A 19,432-nucleotide genomic window follows, 5' to 3' on the forward strand; every position below is an offset into this window, starting at 1 on the left:
GGGAGACGGTCGCTCCCCCCAGTTATCTACTCTTTTTCAAAAATTTTGGAGATGATAGGTGCCAGTTGTTCCCAAACATCAAAGTCAGCAATAAACCCCTTGGTGGTAGGTTTAGCATCTTCCCCGGTCCCCCTGAATTTGCGAAGGTCTAGGTAGGGGATACCCCTAAAAAGCTTCCGAATTAGCCTTACCTCCTCGTTTCCGTTCTCTGCCACAAAAAGCACCTGTTCTCCATCCCGATCCGTCGGCAAAAGATCACCGTCCGGAAGCCGGAAATATCGTATCCCGTTCTTTTCAATGTGCATGCTTACCTCCCTGTATTTTGCATTCCTGAAAGGTTTCAGGAACAGTCAGTTTGCCATCTGCCGTCACAATCTCCCCAGCCTGGAGCATTCCACCAATCAGCTTTTCCAAGCGGTCCCGTCCGATCTGTCGAAACTCCTCTGATAGTTCATCTCGCCTTGCAAAGACACCGTGCTTGCCGGTCCGGTAAAATGCTTGCCCCTGCCTGTTGGCATTCCTGAAAGTTTCCAGTAATGGCTTTGTATCATCCGGTAGTGATGCCGCCGGCCTTCCGGTTCTTCTGGCCCCGGCCTTGGGTCGTTCCTGATATTGTGGTGCCTGATTTTCAGTAACGATGCCCAACGCCATTGCTACAGCTCTGAACTCGTCCCTGGTAAATGACCGCCTGTTGAGTCTGATGATCCCCTCGCCCTGTTCTTTGCAGGTCAGTGGTGGCACAGCCCCAGTTTTCAGGAAATAGGCAATATCCTCTTTGGGCGCGTCCATTAATTCAGCACCGCTCCATAGTGGGGTCTTTTCCCTCTTAGGGATTGCCAGTCGGCGTAGCTCAGTCAGTTTCATGCCTTTGTAGTCTGTCATGCGTCACGCTCCGCGTTATTCTATGTTCTGGGATGTCCTGTGCATGCGCTCCCAGCAATTTATATGTCCTCCCCCTCATCCTTCCCTTCATCCTTACTATTCCACTGGCTAAAAGCCATCAGCGGGCAAGTGGGAATCGTGCATGGTCTGGAGTCGTTACCGCCTACACACTCGAAGCACTTGGCGCGGATTGCCTGACGGCGTGTCAGGGTTTTGCCCTCCAGGTGCTTGATGTACTCCTGGCGGCCTGCCTTCTTCGGCATCGTTTGGGCCTGTTTGATAAGGTGGTCAGTTCTGGTCATGATGTGGTTCCTTTTCATTGTCGGAGAGGGGGATGAGTTCCGGTTGGTACCAACCGCTCATGTCGGTTGTGGTGGTAGCGGCCTTTTTTGCCCGCTGCTCTTGGCGTTTGCCCCAGCGGTTGAGGCTGTTTCTGATTCTGGTGTGGTAGTCGGTGGGCATGGGAGGACCCTTTATTAACTAATTACCTATGATTCCTACTTACAAACAGAAGAGAAAATAGGATATGAGATGATATAAGAAGAGATAGTCGGCATGCCGTGGCATACCGTGGCATACCGTCGCATTACCCCCCTGAATCCAGCATGCTTTCTGCATTCTCCCCATCTGGATGCCATCGCTTAATGGCTTTGCTCCTTTGTGTCTGGCATTTGCTATCAGCAATACGGTATTCTCTCTCGAGTCTGTTGTTGTAAAGGCGACGCATCTGGGTATCCACCCGTAACAGTTTTACACGTTCAAGCTCGTTCCGATGTTCTAGCCAAACTTCCATATCTAAATTGAGGTATAGGCAAATTTCTTCATCATCATCAGCAAGTTGCGTTTCATGTCCTTGGTGCCACATCAAGAAGACAAGCTGGCACCATGTCCCGCGGACCTCTCCCGGCAGGCGGTTGAAACGTGGATCTGCAAAAAAATCTCCGGGGTAACATGCAAAGTGTGGTAGGGGTTTTTTCATAGCCTAGTTCCTTTTGGCAAAATATGCGTTCCTGGCTTAATGCAGGGAAAACGAGTGGAACGTCCCGCCTTATCAGCTCCGGTTGCAAGCCGGCGCCTATCCCTGCAAGCTGTGGTTAGTTGTTAGCGGTGTTACATTCAGCAAATTGCTTGATGAGTGCCTGAATGTCCTCAACACGCCAAGCAGTTGTGCCAGGCCCCAATTTTACAGGGCGCGGAAAACGGCCAGACTTTACACCTGCCCACCAAGTTGATTTTCCAACAGGTATGATGGCTGGGGTTGGAGGATCTGCTTTAGGATTGCCAATGATTTGGGAAAGGCGGACATAACCGGTTGACGGTAGAGTGGAATAAGACTTGGGAAAGCCTCCAAAGATTTGTTGTGTTCCTTGGAGGCCAAATTAGTGCAGAGGGGTGTGATAGTCAGCGGCGCTAAATTCTCGGATTATATGCCGTCAGTTTCTCCTCCATCATCAGCTAAAAAGAACCTGGTCATATCATGGGTTGCTAACTGAGCATGAAGTACAGAACCTTCCCTGTCTGCTTTAGCTCGATCTAAAGTACGTTGTACTGTTCTGCGATCAAGTTGCTCGGTAGCCTCAAGAGATGCTTGTGCCCTGGATGGCGAGAACCCTGCCTTAAGAAGGCGTTCATACTTCTCAAAAATCTTGGCATCGCAATCCCGATCAAAGTCATTCCTTGGCCTTCCCTTTTTTCCTCGATGAGTGCCACAGAGGAAATCAATCAACATGCGCCAGCTTGGTTCTGGTATCAGGTGAGGCGTGCCCATCTCCAGCACATCGGCGATTGAGCCAGCAATGCGAGGCATGGGGGGAAATATTCTGCCCTCTCGCTCTGCTTCAATAGCTGCATTAATTTCATCAGACCAAGCGGCATGATCCTCGACACGAACCTGCATGGCGGTTGCCACAAAAGACAAGATGGCGTCTTTTACGGTCGGGTAAGCCCCCTGATCAACAAGATTCTGATAGCACTGATAGTCTGGTGATGTCAGGAAATCGGGATCTTGTAGAAGTTCATCTATATCCCTCGCTCGATACCCGGTCATGCAGCTTCCCTCCTGATATCTATAACCTTGGCTCCGGCTTTCAGACCGTCCAGGTAGTCCGCCCACAACTGCATCATCTTCTTGCGTTCGACTAGGTGCGCCGTCCGGTTGTAGGCTCTGCCGTTTGGGTCTTTCACTGCATGTGCAAGTTGGTGTTCTATGAAATCAGGCCGGACCTGTAACACTTCATCAAGAATCGTTCGCGCCATTGCCCTGAATCCGTGACCAGTGATTTCTGATTTCTCAAAACCCATGCGACGCAAACCAGCATTGACAGCATTTTCCGACATACATCGCAATGGGGATCTGTGACAGGGGAAAACATACCGGCTATGACCGGTAAGCGGCTGCAGGGACTTTAGGATTTCAACTGCTTGATGTGGGAGGGGTACGAGGTGGGCGATCTTCTTTTTCATTCGTCCGGCTGGAATGTTCCATTCCGCTGATTCAAGGTCGATCTCTGTCCATTCAGCAGCTCTCAACTCCCCAGGGCGGACAAAAAGCAAAGGTGCGAGCTGTAGAGCACATTTGACAACAAAAGAGCCTTGAAAGGCGTCTATTGCCCTAAGTATGGGGGCAACGTCTTTGGGGTCTGTTGGTGCAGCGTAATTACCGTTTTTAACTGGTGGCAATGCTCCTTTAAGGTCTGCAACTGGATCACGATCAACCCGGCCGGTTGCTATGGCATAGCGGAATATTGCGCCACATTCAAATCTCACTCTGTGTGCTGTGTCCAATATGCCGCGTGCCTCCATTCGGCGAAGAACTGAAAGCACTTCAGGAGCTGTTATCTCAGCAATAGGGCGTGATCCAATCCAAGGGAAAACATTCTTTTCCAGGCGTTCAAGCTTGTGCTGTGCATGACTTGCAACCCAAGTATGAGCAAATTTAGCATGCCACTCGCGGGCTATCACCTCAAAACTGTTTGCGTCCTTTTCGCTTTGGGAAGCCTTTTGTGCCTTCTTTGTTTCGCCAGGGTCAACACCATTCGCCAGAAGTTTCTTTGCCTCCTCCCGACGTTGTCTGGCATCAGCCAGCGTGATTGCAGGGTAAGCCCCCAAAGACACAGCTTTCCGTTTATCTCCATACCTGTAATCAAAACGCCAAAGCTTACCGCCAGTTGGAGTAACCAACAGAAAAAGGCCAAAGCCATCCATCAACTTGTACTCTTTAACCTGCGGTTTTGCACTTCTCACCTGTGTATCAGATAGTGGCGTAATGCGTTTTGGCATGGGCTTTCTCCTTTTTGGAGGTATCTGGTTTGACATGGAGGCATCATTACCCCAAGGACGCCTCCATAGCACCTGGATTGAGCTATACCAAAATGGATCACACAAGACAATAGATAACAAAAAAGCCCCGATTTTTTGGGGCTTTAAATACTGCTTTGGATGGTGCTGGATTTTCTTATGGTGCCCGAAGCCGGAATCGAACCGGCACAGCCTTACGGCCGAGGGATTTTAAGTCCCTTGCGTCTACCAGTTCCGCCATTCGGGCTGGCGCAGACACTGATTTGATCAGCAGTTAACGCGTTCTTTTAGTTCCTTGCCGGTTTTGAAAAACGGAGTTTTCTTGGCGGGTATGCTGACGATCTCCCCACTTTTGGGATTGCGTGCTTCACGTCCGGTACGCTCTCTGATTGTGAAGCTGCCAAAACCGCGGATTTCCACTTTATCACCTTCTCTGAGAGCTTCCTCAATTGAATCAAAAACGGTGTTAACCAGCATTTCTGATACTTTCATATTCAGCATGCCATGTGTCTGCACAACTTTTTCAATAAGTTCACTTTTGGTCATTAGAGAATCTCCTGCTGCATTGTGAATATTTTTATTTCTTGTTGTTCAGTTCCTGCTGCAACAGGTCGCCCAGATTGGAAGTAGCTTTTCCCTGAGAACCAAGATACTGCTCGAATTCTTCCTTTTCAGTAGCAGCATGCATTGCCTTGATGGAAAGGGAAATACGACGCTCCTTCGGATCAACGTTCAACACAACCGCTTCAAGCATATCTCCGACTTCTGCAAAGGCTTTTGCAGAGGGAACTTTTTCCCGTGAAAGCTCAGAGACATGGATCAGACCTTCGATTCCTTCTTCCAGTTCAACGAAAACACCGAAATCAGTCAATGAGGTTACCTTACCAGTCACTTTGGTGCCAGGACGGTAGGTAGTTGGGGCAACACTCCATGGATCCGGCTCGAGCTGTTTGATACCGAGCGACAAACGCTCGTTCTCAACATCAACCTTAAGCACAACCGCTTGGACCAGATCACCTTTGGCATATACATCACCAGGGTGCTTGATACGCTTGGTCCAGGAAATGTCCGACACATGCACAAGACCGTCGATGCCGTCTTCGATGCCGATGAACATACCGAAGTCGGTCATGTTCTTGATTTGTCCCTCGATCTTGGTACCGACAGAGTATTTCTCGGCAATGTTTTTCCAGGGATTCTCACCGATCTGCTTAAGACCCAGGGAAATTTTACGATTGCCCATGTCGATTCCAAGGACAATTGCCTCGACTTCATCACCCACACTGAGTACATCAGAAGCACGTCGAACACGCTTGGTCCATGACATTTCGGAGACATGGATCAGGCCTTCAACACCCGGCTCCAATTCCACAAAAGCGCCATACTCCATCAGACTGACCACGCGACCCTTGATGCGCGTTTCCATCGGGTACTTATTGGGGACATCCAACCATGGATCAGGGAGGGTCTGTTTGACACCAAGAGAAATTTTCCCTTTGGTACGGTCGAACTTAAGTACTTTGGCTGTCAATTGCTGACCCGGCTTAAGCACATCAGCAGGTTTGCCGACACGTCCCCAGGAAAGGTCGGAGACATGCAGGAGACCGTCAACGCCGCCAAGGTCTACGAATGCACCGTAATCGGTAACATTTTTGACCACACCTTCAACAATCTGCCCCTCTTCCAATTTTTCGAGGGTGATGTCGCGGGCAGAAGAGCGCTCTTCTTCCAGAATTGCACGACGGGACAGCACGATATTGTCTCGACGCTGGTTAAGCTTGATAACCTTGAACTTACCGGTAACCCCAATATAGCTGTCTGAATCGGAGGAGGGGCGGATATCAACTTGAGATGCGGGGAGAAATGCCTGTACACCGCAAATATCGACGCTAAAGCCACCGTTTACCTTGGCAGTAATGGTACCTTCGATAATGCCGCCTTCCTGACCGGCATCACCAATTTTTTCCCATGCAACAAGATAATCCGCTTTCTTTTTGGAAAGGATATACCCTTTTTTTCCATCTTCGCGAGTCATGAGAACACGAATGCGCTCACCAACCTGCACAGTCACTTCACCATTTGCATCACGGAATTCAGCTATAGGAACGATACCTTCTGACTTCAGGCCGATATCCACAAGAACGGTTTCCTGGTCGACACGAACCACCGTTCCTTCAATAATTTTGTCTCGCTCTGGCCTTTCCTTGATGCTTTCGTTGAAAAGTGCGGCGAATTCATCGCTCTGCTGCTCGAAATCCGGATCTTCGTGTTCACCGTTATCCGTATTGAGCCTTTTGAAATCAACCATTAAACCATACCCCCTGGACGTTTTTCTTTTTTTACCGCTATGATGCTTGTTATGTTAATCAAGCTAGATAAAATACCACATTTTCACAAAAATTCAATGGCTTTTATTGATCTCCTCGATCCTGCTGACAACCTCATCAATGATACATTTCGGTGTGGATGCGCCGGCGGTGACACCAACACGTTCAACTCCATCAAACCAGACAGGATCGATTTCAGCAGCTGTCTCAATATGATGGGTACGTGTCTGGAGTTCGGCACACACCTCTGAAAGCCTACGGGTATTAGCGCTGTTATAGCCACCCACAACCAGCATGCAATCCACCTGGCAGGCCAGTTCTTTGGCCTCTTCCTGACGCACCGCAGTGGCATCGCAGATGGTGTTGAATACTCGAATTTCCCCACCACGCAGCAAACATTCTGAAACAACATTTTTCAGATTTTCAAAGGATTGTGTTGTTTGTGCAACAATTCCGATCTTGTTCATCTTAGGCAGTTTTTTAACTTCATCACCGGAACCGACGACATCAACCTTATCGCCACCGTAGGAGACAATTCCTTGCACCTCGGGATGATCTGCATCACCAACCACAACGACACCATATCCAGCTTCTGAAAGACTTTTGACGTGCTCCTGCGCCTTCTTCACAAAAGGACAGGTGGCATCGATTATTTCCAGGTTTTTTTCCATGGCCTCAGTAATTTCTTCGGAAGCAACACCATGAGAGCGAATGATAATGGTGCCGCTCTCCATGGTTTCGAGATCCTTGATTACTCTGACTCCCATTTCTTCAAGCTTGTTTACGACCTGGGGGGAATGGATGATTGGTCCGAGAGTATATGTCTTCTTGTCCATGACGGCAGCCTCAAAAGCCATTTGTGTGGCACGTTTGACCCCGAAACAGAACCCTGCACGTTTTGCGAGTATTACTTTCATCCTGTTCTTCCTATCTTGCCGTTTTTGGCGAATATACCCTTCCATTTTTTCCAGCACGTCTTCTATGCACATACCCGAAGAATCAATGGCTATGGCGTCATCGGCCTGCCTGAGCGGTGCTAGATCACGTTTTGAATCCTGTTCATCGCGCAGCGCCACAGCAGCAATAGTTTCTTCGAGAGAAACCTGTTCTCCCTTGCCGATCAACTCTGCATAGCGCCGTCTTCCCCTCTCTTCAAGAGATGCAGAAAGAAAAAATTTAAGATCAGCATCAGGAAACACAACCGTGCCAATATCGCGCCCTTCAAGAACAACCCCACCAGCACTTCCCATGGCACGCTGAGCCCGCATCATTGCTTCACGCACAGGTTTCAAAGCTGAAACGCGCGAGGTCAGCAGAGACATTTCAGGCGTGCGAATCTGACTAGTGACATCCTGGCCATTTGCAACAACCCGTTGCACTCCGTTGGCATCTTCCAGGCGAACGTCAACAACTTCGCAGAAACGTTCCACAGCGATAGTATCGTCAGGATCAACACAGGCGCTGTGCATAAGGAAGGCCACTGCGCGATACATTGCCCCGGTATCGATTTGTACGTAGGAAAGCCTTTTGGCAAGCCTGGCCGCAAGTGTGCTCTTTCCGGCACCAGAGGGTCCGTCAATGGCAATTACCAATCGGTGCTCACGTTCATTCATTGCAGTTACCGCCCTGAAACCTGTTCCAGCAAAGGATAGAAGGTTGGAAATGATGTGGCTACGCACTCAATGTCATTGATGGTTATACTTTCAGTGGCAATCAGGGCTGCCACCGACATGGACATGGCAATACGATGATCACCACAGCTCTCGACCTCGCCTCCCCCCAATTGCTCGACTCCAGTGATGGTCATACCATCTTCGCATTCTTCAACCATCACGCCAAGCCGATGCAGATTGTTTGCCATGGCCGTGATACGGTCGGTTTCCTTGACACGCAGTTCTCTGGCATCACGAATCGTAGTTATTCCTTCGGCACAAGCAGCAGCAACGCAAATTGCAGGAAATTCGTCAATGGCTCGTGGCACCACAGCACCGGAAATTTCGATACCCTTAAGCTGTGAGGAGCGAACCAGGATATCAGCTACCGGTTCACCCGAAACCTGACGCTGATCAAGCAGCTCAATGCTGCCTCCCATGGATATCAGGATATCAATGACACCGGTACGGGTGGGATTGACACCAACGTTGCGGATAAGCAGTTCAGACGCCGGGGTTATCAAGGCGGCCACAATAAAGAACGCTGCCGAGGAAATATCCCCAGGCACCGTGATATCCTGCGCCTGCAGTTCCACTCCTCCCCTGACGGTGACCCCGCTGCTGAAGGTCTCCACAGTAGCACCGAACAGACGAAACATCCGTTCGGAGTGATCACGGGAAAGACTTGGCTCACGCACCGAGGTTTCGCCATCAGCGTAAAGCCCTGCCAGCATAATGGCAGATTTAACCTGAGCACTGGAAACCGGAGATTCAAACCCGATTGCGTTCAGTGCGCCGCCGCTGATAGCCAGTGGAGCGAGATTCCCCACATTGCGCCCCATAATGCGTGCCCCCATCCGGACAAGCGGCTCTACAACACGTTTCATGGGTCGTTTCCGCAGGTATTGATCTCCAGTAACCACGGAAAAAAAAGACTGGCCCGCGAGCAGACCACTAAGCAGCCTGATCGTTGTACCAGAATTGCCGCAATCGATAACATCCGATGACTCTGTCAGTCCATGCAGACCTTTGCCGTGAATCGCAAGAGTCTCACCGTCATCGTCAATCCTGACTCCCATGGAACGAAAAGCCTTCATAGTAGACAGATTGTCTTCGCCCCGCAAAAACCCCTTCACCGTGGTTATGCCATTGGCAATTGCCCCGAGCATTATTGAACGATGGGAAATGGACTTATCACCAGGAATATGGATTTCGCCCTTAACAGATGACACCGGTGTGATGGTGATGGAATTCACAAATGCTCCTTTCGTGGAGTGTCGAGAAAGCTGGTTCTATTTGATTCCGTCGCGGAAACATTTGGCCTTTGTAAAAAAATCAACCAAACCCTCACCATCACCCTGTTCGATACTTGCGCGCAGGACAGCCAGACTGGATGAGAAACCGTCGATACTGGCCAGAAGTGCCGTGTGATTCATTATCGCAATATCGCGCCACATGGCGGGGTCAGAAGAGGCGATCCGGGTAAAATCCCGAAACCCGCCGGCCGAATAGGAGAGAATATCCTCGCCTTCCGCATCAGCTGTCCCCACAGCGTGTACCAGTGAGTAGGCAACCATATGCGGCAGATGCGATATCTCTGCAAAGATACGATCATGCCGCTGTGCATCCATTGAGCAAACATCGGCTCCGGTGGACTGCCAAAGATGAGAAATCAGTGCCAGTGCTGTTGGATCGGTGTCCGTCGTGGGGGTCAGGATACAGCGCTTGTTCTTATAGAGCGTGGCAAAGGAAGCAGCCGCTCCAGAGTATTCGGTACCCGCAATTGGATGGCCACCGACGAAATGTCGCCCTTCCGGAATCAACCTTTCGCAGCAACTGACAATGCCGGCCTTGACGCTACCGCCATCGGTGACGATACATCCTGGCCCCAGTGAAGCCGCTATTTGCTGAACGACTGCAGGAATGGAACAAACCGGCACCGAAATAAAAACAACATCTGCATCGCGTACACCTTCGCATGGGTTTTCGGAGATCTCATCAACAATGCCTAACGATTGGGCCTGTTTCAGATTTGAAATATCCCTGTCTACACCGATGATCGTCTTTACCACCCCAGCCTGTCGCAGGGCACGGGCAAAGGAGCCACCGATCAGTCCCACGCCGATGATTGTCAGACGTTCAACTATGAAAGACATAGCAGCCGCCCTACCTTGACCGGGGATATGAGCCCAGGATCTTGATGAACTGGCAGCATTCCTTGAGATCTTCAAGGGCAGCGGCTACCTCGGGGTCGGAAATGTGACCGAAAAGGTCAAGGAAGAAGATATATTCCCATGCTTTGCTTTTGAAGGGGCGTGATTCAATTTTAGAGAGGTTGATACCGCGCTTGGCAAAGGGCTCCAGCATGCGGCAGAGAATGCCTGGTTCGTCCTTGACCGAGAATAAAACCGAGGTTTTGTCGTTCCCTGACCGTTCACAACCCTTGCGTGAAATAACCAGAAAGCGCGTAAAATTATTAACCTGGTCCTCAATCCTGCTCCTGACGACCTTTAGATCGTAGAGGGAAGCTGCCAGTTCACTGGCAATGGCAGCAGCCGTATAATCTTCACTGGCAATCTGGGCAGCCACGGCAGTTGAGGCCACATCTACCGCAGGAATCCCTGCCAGATTTTCATCTATCCATTGCCGGCACTGGGCAATGGGCTGAGCATGAGAATAGATTTTTTTGATATCTTCAAGTCGGCCTGTTCGGGAAAGCAAGTCGTGATGGACCTCCAGTAGGATCTCGGAGGTTATCTGAAGATTGCTCTCCATAAACATATCCAGCGTATGAGAGACCACCCCTTCGGTGGAATTTTCCACCGGCACAACACCGTACAGCGCCTTACCCTTTTCAACTTCTTCAAAAACAGCAGGAATTGACTTAAGCGGCACCAATTCAGCCGAAAGTCCAAACTGCTGCATGGTGGCAAGGTGACTGAAGGTTGCCTTGGGGCCGAGGAAAGCCACCTTCATCGGCGATTCGAGGGAAAGACAGGCGGAAATTATTTCGCGGTAGATGCTGCGCAGAGCATCATTGGGAAAAGGTCCCTGGTTGCCGCTTAACAGGCGCTCATAGATCTGGCGCTCCCGGCCCGGCACATGAAACTCCATGTTGCTGCCGGATTTGAGCCGTCCCACATTGAGCACAACCTGTGCGCGCTCGTTGAGAAGCTCAACAATACGGTCGTCAATACTGTCGATCGAGGCACGAAGTTGTTCGATTGTCGGTGTATTCTGCTGCACAAGAACCACCTTGGAGTAGTCTGGAAAGCGCGGAATATACTGGAAGACCTTATAAAATGCAACTGTTTTGATCTTGAACAGATCGGCGCAGGATGCAGGTTGACGGCCAAGAAAAACAGATGAAAACGAGTGCTCGGCGGAAGATATAGAATAAGGTTTTTCTTTCAGAGCACCTTTCCAAAACGAGTCAACCATGAATCAAAGATGAGGACCTTCGCTTCACCAAACAGACCGAGGGAGCAGCGCACTTTCTCAATGGTTTTCCTGTGTGACAGCTTGTGAGGGTTCTTCGAATAAAAAAGATCCGAAAAGCAGATAATCTCTTCAGCCAGATTCTGCGGGGTCATATCGTGATGCGGGAGCGGCAATTCCTGGGCAACAATGTCAGATACCGTCAAGCCGACACCAATGTGCCGCTCGCAGACAAGTGCATGGCGAGGCAATCCTTCGGCATCAAGTATCTCTCGCCCATGTATCCCGTGGGTAATATAGGGAAAACCGCCATGCACGCCGATGCCCGGCGCATTGACACGACAAACTCCAATATCATGAAGCATGGCTGCCTCTTCAAGGAAGACAATCTCCGTCTCCTCAAGACCAAGAGTATGCCCCACGGCAACTGCCAACTCGGCCACCATCTTTCCATGAATCAGTATCAGCTCAAGAGATTCGCCTTCAAAATACTTTCCCATAATCAGCCGGCTATCTACAACCATACTTTCCTCCACAGTGCCTTTTGTACGCTCTAGCTTTCATAAAGTTTATGCCACTTCTTGACCACGGTCATTAAATTTAAACTCTGGTCTGCGCTATATTTCAATCATACAGAACATGAACAGGGGAGACGACATATGGAATTCAAAAACGGACTTGGTGACAAAGCCATTCAGGATGTGATGCAAAATTATCCGGGAATTGGCGATATCCTCAATCGTTATGACATTGGATGTGTGACCTGCAAAGTCGGTATTTGCCTGTTGAAGGACGTGGTCTCCATTCACGGCCTTTCCAAGGATGATGAAGCTAAGATCGAAATGGAAATAAACAACTACCTCACGGAAAAAGGAGAATAATCATGGGACACAATGGACATTCAGGATGCGGTTGCCCCGGCAGCATGGCACGGGTCATTGAGCGGCAGGAAACAGCAGACACAACGGGAACTAAGGCACCTTCAGAACTGCGACAGTGGCCGGTTCAGCTACACTTGGTGCCCCCCACTGCACCTTATTTTCAAAATGCGGACATCCTGATAAGTGCAGACTGCGTCGCCTTTGCCATGGGAAGCATGCATCAGGACCTGCTCAAAGACAAGGCGCTGGCGATTGCCTGCCCCAAACTGGACGATACCAGCGCATATGTTGACAAGCTGGCTCACATTTTCAGCGCCAATGAAATCAAAAGCATTACAGTGGCTATCATGGAAGTTCCCTGCTGCCGAGGTTTGGACATCATGGTCAAGGAAGCCCTTCACAAAAGCGGCAAAGCAATTCCCCTGGAAAGCATTATCATTGGTATCAACGGAGAGCGGAGGAACTGATGAAAAAGGATATAACAGCCGCATTGGTGAATGAACATCGCCTTATTCTCAGAATGATCGCTCTTCTGGAACGTAATGCAAAACTCACTGCGGAAGGCAGCTATTCCAACTGGCAATTCTATCTGGATGGGGTCGACTTTATCAGGAATTATGCGGATAAATATCATCATGCCAAGGAAGAAGATGTGCTTTTTGAAGCCCTGATAACAAACGGCATGCCCAGGGAGAACAGTCCGATTGCTGCTATGTTAATGGAACATGACCAGGGACGCGCTTACGTGGCTGCCATGGAAACAGCGGCCCGTGCAGCCTTGGCAGGTGAGACCGACGCAAGGACCATTATTTCAGAGAATGCACTGGCGTATGCAGAACTGCTGCGTGAGCATATCAGCAAGGAAGACGAGATACTGTATCCTCTGGCAGAACGGGTCATTCCCGAAGAACTGCGCGACTCGATAATCAGTGGCTATGCCCAAGCTGAAACAAAAACAACCCATGATTTTGCCAATCATTATGAAACAGTTGTGGCCCATTATGAGCGAGAAGTGTAAAAACAATCTGCAGCTACATTTCCAGGCAAGTTCAGGAGGGAATCGTGGATTCGTTATTATCACAGGAATGGCTTAGCCAGGATATTGTCCGACAATCCAGCGATGCGATCATGTTCTCCGACCGCGAGGGTCTTATCCGGCTCTGGAACAATGGGGCGGTGCGCATGTTCGGCTACACTGAAGAAGAAGCGCTAGGGCAGTCGCTGGATCTCATCATACCGGAAAACCTCCGCGGCAGGCACTGGGAAGGATATTACCGGGTGATGCAGAGCGGCAGCAGCCATTACAGCATTGATCTGCTCTCGGCCCCGGCGCTCCGCAAGGATGGCACACGCCTTTCCACAGAATTTTCCATGGTGCTGGTCAAAGATGAGGACGGCACCATGCTCGGCGTAGCCGCCATTATCCGCGATGTTACGGCCCGCTGGCAGCGCGAAAAAGAGTTGAAAGAGCGTCTTAAGGCTCTGGAAGGGTGAGACGGAAACGGGTTAAGGGGTAAGAGCAAAAGCTGCCACCGTACCCCGTGACTCAGTGACTCGAGGACTTCGTGACTCACTACTTTGGGACTCCCTGTTTCCTTTACAATCTCATCACCCCTGTGATAGCCTCACCGAAAAAATCGGTCCCGTGCCGTGGCGCCCATCATCCAGATAGGCCATGACATGGAGCCCCAGGAGATTTATGAAACGCAAAGCAGTTGCCCTCCTTTCCGGAGGTCTCGATTCGACCCTTGCGGTCAAAATGATGCTCGACATGGGCATTGACGTAGAAGCCCTTAATTTCACCTCCCCTTTCTGCACCTGCACCGGCAAGAATTCAGGCTGCAAATCCGAAGCGGTTCGTGTTGCCCAGGAATTCAACATTCCCATCAAAGTCGTTCACAAGGGCCTCGACTACCTTGAAATCGTGCGCAACCCGCGCCACGGCTATGGCAAAGGGGTTAATCCCTGCGTGGACTGTCGCATTTATCTGCTGCGCAAGGCCAAAGAGTACATGCAGGAAAGCGGTGCCGATTTCATCATCACCGGAGAGGTACTGGGTCAACGTCCCATGAGCCAGCGCAGGGACACCATGCGGGTGATCGAACGCGAAAGCGGCCTGGAAGGGCTCTTGTTACGGCCTCTCTCAGCCCAGCACTTCGAACCCACCATTCCCGAGCTGGAGGGATGGGTTGACCGCGAAAAACTTCTGGCAATCAAGGGACGTTCGCGCAAGGATCAGTTCCAACTGGCCGACGAACTTGACGTAAAGAACTACCCCTGCCCTGCCGGTGGCTGCCTGCTGACTGAACTCTCTTTTGTTCCCAAAGTGCGTGACATCTTCGACCATTCCGACGAGCTCAATCAGCGGGATTTCCGGATGCTCAAGATGGGGCGCCATTTCCGTATCGGCAAGCGCACCAAAGTCATCATCGGCCGCGACGAAAACGACAATCGAATTCTGGAAACAGCCATACAGCCGGGTGAAACCAGAATCACATGGCTCGACGGCAATACTCCGTTGGGAGCGGTCATGGGCGTGCAGAACGAAACCTGTCTCGAACTGGCGGCCCGGATCCTGCTGCGCTACACCAAGGCTGAAGCTGGTATGGACTGCCGCATCAAGGTTCAGCACGACGATAACGAGAGAATTCTCACCATTTCGAACAGCATGGATGAAGCAGCCGTCAGCAGCTACATAGTTGCTTGAATAGACAAGCTGCACTCCTGAACCCAAAAAGAGCAACCCGCCCAAGCAGGTTGCTCTTTTTTATTGTTGAGAGTGATAAAAAAGTTACCCCAGATTCAGTTCATCCAGTGACAACCTGTACCCCGGCAGAAATTTTTCCATGAAGTAATGCACTTCCGGCAGCGGGCTGGCGGCCAGATACTCCTGATGCTCTGCCCCGGCCCGGCGGAACTCCAGATTTCCCGACTTCTCCTCTTCAATGCATTTAGTCAGCGCTGCAATCTTGTCAGCTGCCTTGACCAGGGCAGCGTACTCCGGTTCTTCCTCAAAAAAGAACAACGACTCGTATTCCTCTGCCAGTTCGGACGGCAACATGCCCAGCAGTCTGCGCCGTGCCCGGTCTTCAAGTTGATGAAAAGAATGTTTAAAATTGGGGTTAAAATGTTTCACCGGAGTAGGCATGTCACCGGTGAATATTTCACTGGCATCGTGAAAGATACCGCACAAAGCGACCCGGTTCGGATCGATATCACCGTCAAAATAGGTATTACGAATCATAGCCAAGGCATGGGCAATGACAGCAACATCAAGGCTATGCTCTTGTATGTTTTCAGGAACGGTATTGCGCATTAGTCCCCAGCGACTGATGTAACGCATACGGGAGATGAATGCAAAAAAGTCGTACTGCTCCGACCGGGGGGTATGATCTTTTGTGTTCACAGATTTCCTCCACGCATGGTTGATAGCATTTAAGTTCTCTCATATGGTTCAAATAGACGCCTGTATTCATCCAGGGCAAAACGATCCGTCATGCCGGCGATGTAATCGCACACCACCCGCTGAATGCCGAACTGGTCGAAGCGTGCATGGTACTTGGGAGGCAGCAGCGTGGGATAACGCAGGTAGGTTTCAAAGAGACGGGTGATGAATATCTCTGCCTTGATGCGCATTTTTTCCACCTTGTAATGGCGGTAGAGATTCTCAAACAGGAAACGTTTCAGCTTCATGTTCAGCATCACAATCTCATCACTGAAATGAACCACAGTCTGGTTTACCAGCCGCAGGTCTTCACAATTCACGATAGAATATTTTTCAAGATTTGCGGCGACGGTACTGCAGATATCCATGATCTGAAGGCCGATCAGTGCACTGATGGTCTGGTAAACGAGGCGCCTGTCATCGATGGTGGGATACTTCTGACGGACTTCGGTGCTGACTCTTTGCCACAGGTCAATGCGCTCCAGCATGTCAAGGGTGATATAGCCGGACTTGAGACCATCATCGATGTCGTGGTTGTTGTAGGCAATCTCGTCAGCGTAATTTATAAGCTGCGCCTCGATTGAGGGGACCACTCCCGGCAAAAATCCGGCCATAACTTCTGTAGGACTATCAAAGGGCCCGGCATGCTTGATGATTCCTTCGCGAACCTCCCAGGTCAAGTTCAACCCATTGAAAGAAGGATAGCGCTCCTCCAGTTCGTCCACCACCCGGAAAGACTGCAAATTGTGCTCAAACCCGCCGTAGTCCCGCATCAGCTGATCCAACACCTCCTCACCTGTGTGACCGAAAGGGGTATGTCCCAGGTCATGGGCCAGCGCCAATGCTTCTGTCAACTCTTCGTTCAGATGAAGTTTACGCGCAATTGCACGACCTATCTGGGAAACTTCCAGGGAGTGAGTCAGGCGAGTGCGGTAGTAATCTCCCTCATGATTTACGAAGACCTGGGTCTTGTATTCCAACCGGCGAAAAGCTGCACAGTGAATGATGCGGTCGCGATCCCGCTCAAAAGCGGGGCGGTTATCACGGAATTCTTCCTCATGTTTTCTGCCCAGGGAATAGGAGCTTTTGCAGGCATAATCCGCAAGATCTGCGCGTTCTGTGGAATCAGTCATAACAGCACCTCCGCATGGGGTACGATAGTATGGGAGCAACCTATATTTTCAGCCTACGTGCATGAACATTAGAGCTTAAAGATGCCTGCGATTGAATACGTTATGCTGCTGGAACCCACACGGTAAAACAACTTCCGGTACCCGGTTTGCTCTGTACGCTAATCCTGCCGCCGATACCATCCATGATACGGCTGGAAATGGCCAAGCCCAGGCCGGTTCCTTTTCCCGGAGACTTGGTGGTATAGAATGGATCGAAAATCTTTTTTAAATTTTCTGCGGATATGCCCCTGCCGTTATCCATTACATCGATACGTATAGATCCCCCCGACCGACCGGGAAGACCGGCTGGATCCGCCTTTACCCGGATAGCAAGCCGCCCATTGTCACCAAGCGCATCACGACCGTTAAGCAGAAGGTTGATCAGCACTTGCTGGAGTTGATGCTCATCAGTCAGTGCGCAGGGCAAAGGATCGTCAAGCTTCGCATTAAGAGGAGTCTGTTTCAACACTCCCTGTCGTGTAAGCAGTTCCGTGGTTTCCGATACCAGCCGCCCGATATCGACCTGCTTGATTTCGCTGCTTCGCGGACGGGAATAATCGAGCAGCCCGCGCACGATCCGGTCGATGCGGGCACATTCCTTGGAGATTCTACCGGCATAATCCTGCATGGCTGCTTGAGAGGAGTTTTCACTGGTCATGAGTTCTGCATATCCCATTATGGCAGAGAGCGGCGTACCGATCTCATGGGCAGTGCCGGCTGCAAGAAGTCCGATGGATGCCATTTTTTCAGAGGCAACGGTCTCTTCCCGCGCCTGGTGCAGATCTGCATTGGCTTTTTCCAAAGCTGTCACATGGGTCTGTACCTGCTGGTCTTTAAGTTGAAGTGTCTCAGACATGATATTAAACGATTCGGCCAGCCGTACCAGTTCTGCACTCCCTGAAACGTGCACCCGCTGATCATAATGGCCGTCGATGATCCGATCTATTGCATGAAGCAGCCGATTGACCGGTTTTACAACAATGCGCATCAGAATGAAGGAGCCAAAGCCCGCAAGCAGAAAAAAATCAATTGCAAAATAGGCCAGAAAAAGCCGGCGCGAACGTTCCAATCGCCCCTTTTCAGCTGAGAGTGACAGAACAAGGCCGGCGCGTCCTGCAACCGCGCCATTGCGAATGACCGGACTGACCAAAGCAATGCCCGAGCCGTCCCCGAGCACTGCACTTCCGGCTCCACTTGATATCTTGACACTAAAAGGGCCATAGATATCGCTCCCTTCCCTGCCGGCAGTGTAAATACATTTGCCGTTGGCATCCAACAGGGAGAGGCGCACAAAATCAGGATCATCCGCCAGGTTTTGGGCGTAAATGGCGGAAGGTGAACCGGCGGTAATCAGACCTTCGGGATAGACTGGAATGGTTTCAGGAAGCTGGTTGACGAAGGTTGCCAGCAAAATGCGTGCGTGCTGGGCTTTCTGGGAATAAAGATCATTTGCAGAAGTGCGCAGCGCGAACAGGCTGAACAAAAGCCAGGTCAGCACCAACAGGCAGCAGAGAAAGGCAAGGATGGATACCGTAAGACTTGGTCTGAAAGTGCGCATTTTCAGCTTTGCAGGGAACTGCCCAGGGTGAGGTACCAATGGATCAACTGACGGCCCCAAAAAATATAGAGGACTGCCGCAAAGGCAAGGTAGGGACCAAAGGGAATAGCCAGTTTGGAATCCTTTTTGTGGATAAGCATCAGTGAAATGCCGATCACTGAGCCGATCAGCGAACTGGCAAAGATGATGAAAGGGATTGCTTTCCAGCCCAGAAAGGCACCCATCATGGCAAGTAATTTAATATCGCCCCCACCCATGCCCTCTTTACCGGTCAGCCAATGGTAACCATATGCCACAAGCAGCAGGCTTCCCCCGCCAAGCAGAATTCCAATCAGTGAGTTAAGCCATGAATGGTTAGGTAAAAAAAACGAGAATACAAAACCAAGCACGATGCCAGGAAGGGATATTTCGTCCGGGATGATCTGATGTTCCAGATCAATAAAGGTGATTACCATCAGCGCCGAACAGAACAGAAAAAGAACCAGAAATGAGAATGTCGGCCCGAACCGCAGAAACAGCGCCAGGGTGAGCAGACCATTCAGCAATTCCACCAGGGGATACTGCAGGGAGATGTGCAATCCGCAGCCACGGCATTTGCCCCGCAGCAGCAGATAGCTGATCAGAGGTATATTGTCGTACCAACGGATTCCGCAGGAGCAGCGGGGGCAATGTGATGGCGGTGAAATTACGGATTCATTCAGGGGCAAGCGGCAGATGCAGACATTCAAAAAGGAGCCGACAACAGCACCGAAAATGAATGCGCACATTGAAAGATAGAGC

The 19,432-nt window shown here is 50.6% G+C and carries 23 protein-coding genes, 1 tRNA gene and 1 pseudogene; 5 read left to right on the forward strand and 20 right to left on the reverse strand.

The features are described 5' to 3' along the window. Positions 1-26 precede the first annotated feature (26 nt). The 16 genes and pseudogenes from KJB30_RS04285 to KJB30_RS04365 form a co-directional block, all read right to left on the reverse strand. Positions 27-305 carry a hypothetical protein gene (locus tag KJB30_RS04285; protein WP_214296702.1) on the reverse strand — a complete coding sequence of 93 codons (279 nt, stop codon included), beginning with the start codon at positions 303-305 and terminating at the stop codon, positions 27-29. Continuing rightward, positions 295-882 carry a hypothetical protein gene (locus KJB30_RS04290; RefSeq protein ID WP_214296703.1) on the reverse strand — a complete coding sequence of 196 codons (588 nt, stop codon included), beginning with the start codon at positions 880-882 and terminating at the stop codon, positions 295-297. The genes KJB30_RS04285 and KJB30_RS04290 overlap by 11 nt, the downstream gene beginning before the upstream one ends. A 59-nt stretch (positions 883-941) precedes the next feature. Then, a complete protein-coding gene (locus tag KJB30_RS04295) occupies positions 942-1,184 on the reverse strand; it encodes a hypothetical protein (RefSeq protein WP_214296704.1) in 243 nt (80 codons plus the stop codon). Next, complete coding sequence (locus tag KJB30_RS04300; RefSeq protein WP_214296705.1) at positions 1,171-1,344, reverse strand: hypothetical protein; 174 nt, start codon at positions 1,342-1,344, stop codon at positions 1,171-1,173. Before KJB30_RS04300 ends, KJB30_RS04295 begins: the two co-directional genes overlap by 14 nt. Positions 1,345-1,468: 124 nt before the next feature. Then, positions 1,469-1,861, reverse strand: coding sequence for a hypothetical protein (locus KJB30_RS04305; protein WP_214296706.1), 393 nt, complete (start codon positions 1,859-1,861; stop codon positions 1,469-1,471). 444 nt (positions 1,862-2,305) lie between these two features. Further along, on the reverse strand, positions 2,306-2,929 hold the full coding sequence (locus KJB30_RS04315; RefSeq protein WP_214296707.1) for a hypothetical protein: 624 nt from the start codon (positions 2,927-2,929) through the stop codon (positions 2,306-2,308). Then, the gene (locus KJB30_RS04320) at positions 2,926-4,161 is read right to left on the reverse strand and encodes a tyrosine-type recombinase/integrase (RefSeq protein WP_214296708.1); all 1,236 of its coding nucleotides are present in this window, start codon (positions 4,159-4,161) and stop codon (positions 2,926-2,928) included. Before KJB30_RS04320 ends, KJB30_RS04315 begins: the two co-directional genes overlap by 4 nt. A gap of 178 nt (positions 4,162-4,339) precedes the next feature. Continuing rightward, a tRNA-Leu gene (locus tag KJB30_RS04325) sits at positions 4,340-4,426 on the reverse strand. A 20-nt stretch (positions 4,427-4,446) separates the two neighbouring features. Continuing rightward, on the reverse strand, positions 4,447-4,725 hold the full coding sequence (locus tag KJB30_RS04330; protein WP_214296709.1) for an integration host factor subunit beta: 279 nt from the start codon (positions 4,723-4,725) through the stop codon (positions 4,447-4,449). Positions 4,726-4,756: 31 nt separating this feature from the next. After that, positions 4,757-6,487 carry a 30S ribosomal protein S1 gene (locus KJB30_RS04335; RefSeq protein ID WP_214296710.1) on the reverse strand — a complete coding sequence of 577 codons (1,731 nt, stop codon included), beginning with the start codon at positions 6,485-6,487 and terminating at the stop codon, positions 4,757-4,759. 93 nt (positions 6,488-6,580) lie between these two features. Then, on the reverse strand, positions 6,581-7,423 hold the full coding sequence (gene ispH, locus KJB30_RS04340) for a 4-hydroxy-3-methylbut-2-enyl diphosphate reductase (RefSeq protein WP_214296830.1): 843 nt from the start codon (positions 7,421-7,423) through the stop codon (positions 6,581-6,583). Between the two features lie 15 nt (positions 7,424-7,438). Then, positions 7,439-8,119 (reverse strand): annotated as a pseudogene (gene cmk / locus KJB30_RS04345) ((d)CMP kinase); the annotation flags it as partial. A 5-nt stretch (positions 8,120-8,124) separates the two neighbouring features. Continuing rightward, positions 8,125-9,414 carry a 3-phosphoshikimate 1-carboxyvinyltransferase gene (aroA, locus tag KJB30_RS04350; protein ID WP_214296711.1) on the reverse strand — a complete coding sequence of 430 codons (1,290 nt, stop codon included), beginning with the start codon at positions 9,412-9,414 and terminating at the stop codon, positions 8,125-8,127. Between the two features lie 36 nt (positions 9,415-9,450). Next, positions 9,451-10,314, reverse strand: coding sequence for a prephenate dehydrogenase (locus KJB30_RS04355; protein ID WP_214296712.1), 864 nt, complete (start codon positions 10,312-10,314; stop codon positions 9,451-9,453). A gap of 10 nt (positions 10,315-10,324) precedes the next feature. After that, positions 10,325-11,404 (reverse strand): prephenate dehydratase, encoded by a 1,080-nt coding sequence (gene pheA, locus KJB30_RS04360; protein WP_214296713.1) that lies wholly within the window; start codon positions 11,402-11,404, stop codon positions 10,325-10,327. Between the two features lie 164 nt (positions 11,405-11,568). Further along, complete coding sequence (locus tag KJB30_RS04365) at positions 11,569-12,120, reverse strand: HD domain-containing protein (RefSeq protein ID WP_214296714.1); 552 nt, start codon at positions 12,118-12,120, stop codon at positions 11,569-11,571. A gap of 135 nt (positions 12,121-12,255) precedes the next feature. Here KJB30_RS04365 and KJB30_RS04370 point away from each other — a divergent pair, with 135 nt between their 5' ends. From KJB30_RS04370 to KJB30_RS04390, 5 genes are all read left to right on the forward strand, one after another. Next, positions 12,256-12,477: a hypothetical protein gene (locus tag KJB30_RS04370; RefSeq protein WP_214296715.1), complete on the forward strand. Its 222-nt coding sequence runs from the start codon at positions 12,256-12,258 to the stop codon at positions 12,475-12,477. A gap of 2 nt (positions 12,478-12,479) precedes the next feature. After that, the gene (locus KJB30_RS04375) at positions 12,480-12,944 is read left to right on the forward strand and encodes an iron-sulfur cluster-binding oxidoreductase (RefSeq protein WP_214296716.1); all 465 of its coding nucleotides are present in this window, start codon (positions 12,480-12,482) and stop codon (positions 12,942-12,944) included. Further along, on the forward strand, positions 12,944-13,495 hold the full coding sequence (locus KJB30_RS04380) for a hemerythrin domain-containing protein (protein WP_214296717.1): 552 nt from the start codon (positions 12,944-12,946) through the stop codon (positions 13,493-13,495). The genes KJB30_RS04375 and KJB30_RS04380 overlap by 1 nt, the downstream gene beginning before the upstream one ends. A gap of 44 nt (positions 13,496-13,539) precedes the next feature. Then, entirely contained in the window at positions 13,540-13,971 is a 432-nt protein-coding gene (locus KJB30_RS04385) for a PAS domain-containing protein (RefSeq protein ID WP_214296718.1), read from the forward strand. A gap of 205 nt (positions 13,972-14,176) precedes the next feature. Then, positions 14,177-15,184, forward strand: coding sequence for a hypothetical protein (locus KJB30_RS04390; protein ID WP_214296719.1), 1,008 nt, complete (start codon positions 14,177-14,179; stop codon positions 15,182-15,184). 84 nt (positions 15,185-15,268) lie between these two features. Here KJB30_RS04390 and yfbR read toward each other — a convergent pair whose 3' ends face one another. The 4 genes from yfbR to KJB30_RS04410 all read right to left on the reverse strand — a co-directional run bounded on the left by yfbR (position 15,269) and on the right by KJB30_RS04410 (position 19,419). Next, positions 15,269-15,883, reverse strand: a complete 615-nt coding sequence (gene yfbR, locus KJB30_RS04395) for a 5'-deoxynucleotidase (protein ID WP_367618924.1) — start codon at positions 15,881-15,883, stop codon at positions 15,269-15,271. A gap of 29 nt (positions 15,884-15,912) precedes the next feature. Continuing rightward, positions 15,913-17,055 carry a deoxyguanosinetriphosphate triphosphohydrolase gene (locus tag KJB30_RS04400; RefSeq protein ID WP_214296720.1) on the reverse strand — a complete coding sequence of 381 codons (1,143 nt, stop codon included), beginning with the start codon at positions 17,053-17,055 and terminating at the stop codon, positions 15,913-15,915. Between the two features lie 100 nt (positions 17,056-17,155). Continuing rightward, positions 17,156-18,652: a sensor histidine kinase gene (locus tag KJB30_RS04405; RefSeq protein ID WP_214296721.1), complete on the reverse strand. Its 1,497-nt coding sequence runs from the start codon at positions 18,650-18,652 to the stop codon at positions 17,156-17,158. A 2-nt stretch (positions 18,653-18,654) separates the two neighbouring features. Then, the gene (locus KJB30_RS04410; protein WP_496198523.1) at positions 18,655-19,419 is read right to left on the reverse strand and encodes a prepilin peptidase; all 765 of its coding nucleotides are present in this window, start codon (positions 19,417-19,419) and stop codon (positions 18,655-18,657) included. Positions 19,420-19,432: the final 13 nt, after the last annotated feature.

Origin of the sequence: Pelotalea chapellei (assembly GCF_018531195.1) — a bacterium.
In the GTDB taxonomy this organism is placed as follows: Bacteria; Desulfobacterota; Desulfuromonadia; order Geobacterales; family Pseudopelobacteraceae; genus Pelotalea; species Pelotalea chapellei.

Coding starts and splice junctions, on each gene's coding strand:
- KJB30_RS04285 (WP_214296702.1), bottom strand. CDS start 305: ATGCACATTGAAAAGAACGGGATACGATATTTCCGGCTTCCGGACGGT.
- KJB30_RS04290 (WP_214296703.1), bottom strand. CDS start 882: ATGACAGACTACAAAGGCATGAAACTGACTGAGCTACGCCGACTGGCA.
- KJB30_RS04295 (WP_214296704.1), bottom strand. CDS start 1,184: ATGACCAGAACTGACCACCTTATCAAACAGGCCCAAACGATGCCGAAG.
- KJB30_RS04300 (WP_214296705.1), bottom strand. CDS start 1,344: ATGCCCACCGACTACCACACCAGAATCAGAAACAGCCTCAACCGCTGG.
- KJB30_RS04305 (WP_214296706.1), bottom strand. CDS start 1,861: ATGAAAAAACCCCTACCACACTTTGCATGTTACCCCGGAGATTTTTTT.
- KJB30_RS04315 (WP_214296707.1), bottom strand. CDS start 2,929: ATGACCGGGTATCGAGCGAGGGATATAGATGAACTTCTACAAGATCCC.
- KJB30_RS04320 (WP_214296708.1), bottom strand. CDS start 4,161: ATGCCAAAACGCATTACGCCACTATCTGATACACAGGTGAGAAGTGCA.
- KJB30_RS04330 (WP_214296709.1), bottom strand. CDS start 4,725: ATGACCAAAAGTGAACTTATTGAAAAAGTTGTGCAGACACATGGCATG.
- KJB30_RS04335 (WP_214296710.1), bottom strand. CDS start 6,487: ATGGTTGATTTCAAAAGGCTCAATACGGATAACGGTGAACACGAAGAT.
- ispH (WP_214296830.1), bottom strand. CDS start 7,423: ATGAAAGTAATACTCGCAAAACGTGCAGGGTTCTGTTTCGGGGTCAAA.
- KJB30_RS04355 (WP_214296712.1), bottom strand. CDS start 10,314: ATGTCTTTCATAGTTGAACGTCTGACAATCATCGGCGTGGGACTGATC.
- KJB30_RS04365 (WP_214296714.1), bottom strand. CDS start 12,120: ATGGTTGTAGATAGCCGGCTGATTATGGGAAAGTATTTTGAAGGCGAA.
- KJB30_RS04370 (WP_214296715.1), top strand. CDS start 12,256: ATGGAATTCAAAAACGGACTTGGTGACAAAGCCATTCAGGATGTGATG.
- KJB30_RS04375 (WP_214296716.1), top strand. CDS start 12,480: ATGGGACACAATGGACATTCAGGATGCGGTTGCCCCGGCAGCATGGCA.
- KJB30_RS04380 (WP_214296717.1), top strand. CDS start 12,944: ATGAAAAAGGATATAACAGCCGCATTGGTGAATGAACATCGCCTTATT.
- KJB30_RS04390 (WP_214296719.1), top strand. CDS start 14,177: ATGAAACGCAAAGCAGTTGCCCTCCTTTCCGGAGGTCTCGATTCGACC.
- KJB30_RS04400 (WP_214296720.1), bottom strand. CDS start 17,055: ATGACTGATTCCACAGAACGCGCAGATCTTGCGGATTATGCCTGCAAA.
- KJB30_RS04405 (WP_214296721.1), bottom strand. CDS start 18,652: ATGCGCACTTTCAGACCAAGTCTTACGGTATCCATCCTTGCCTTTCTC.
- KJB30_RS04410 (WP_496198523.1), bottom strand. CDS start 19,419: ATGTGCGCATTCATTTTCGGTGCTGTTGTCGGCTCCTTTTTGAATGTC.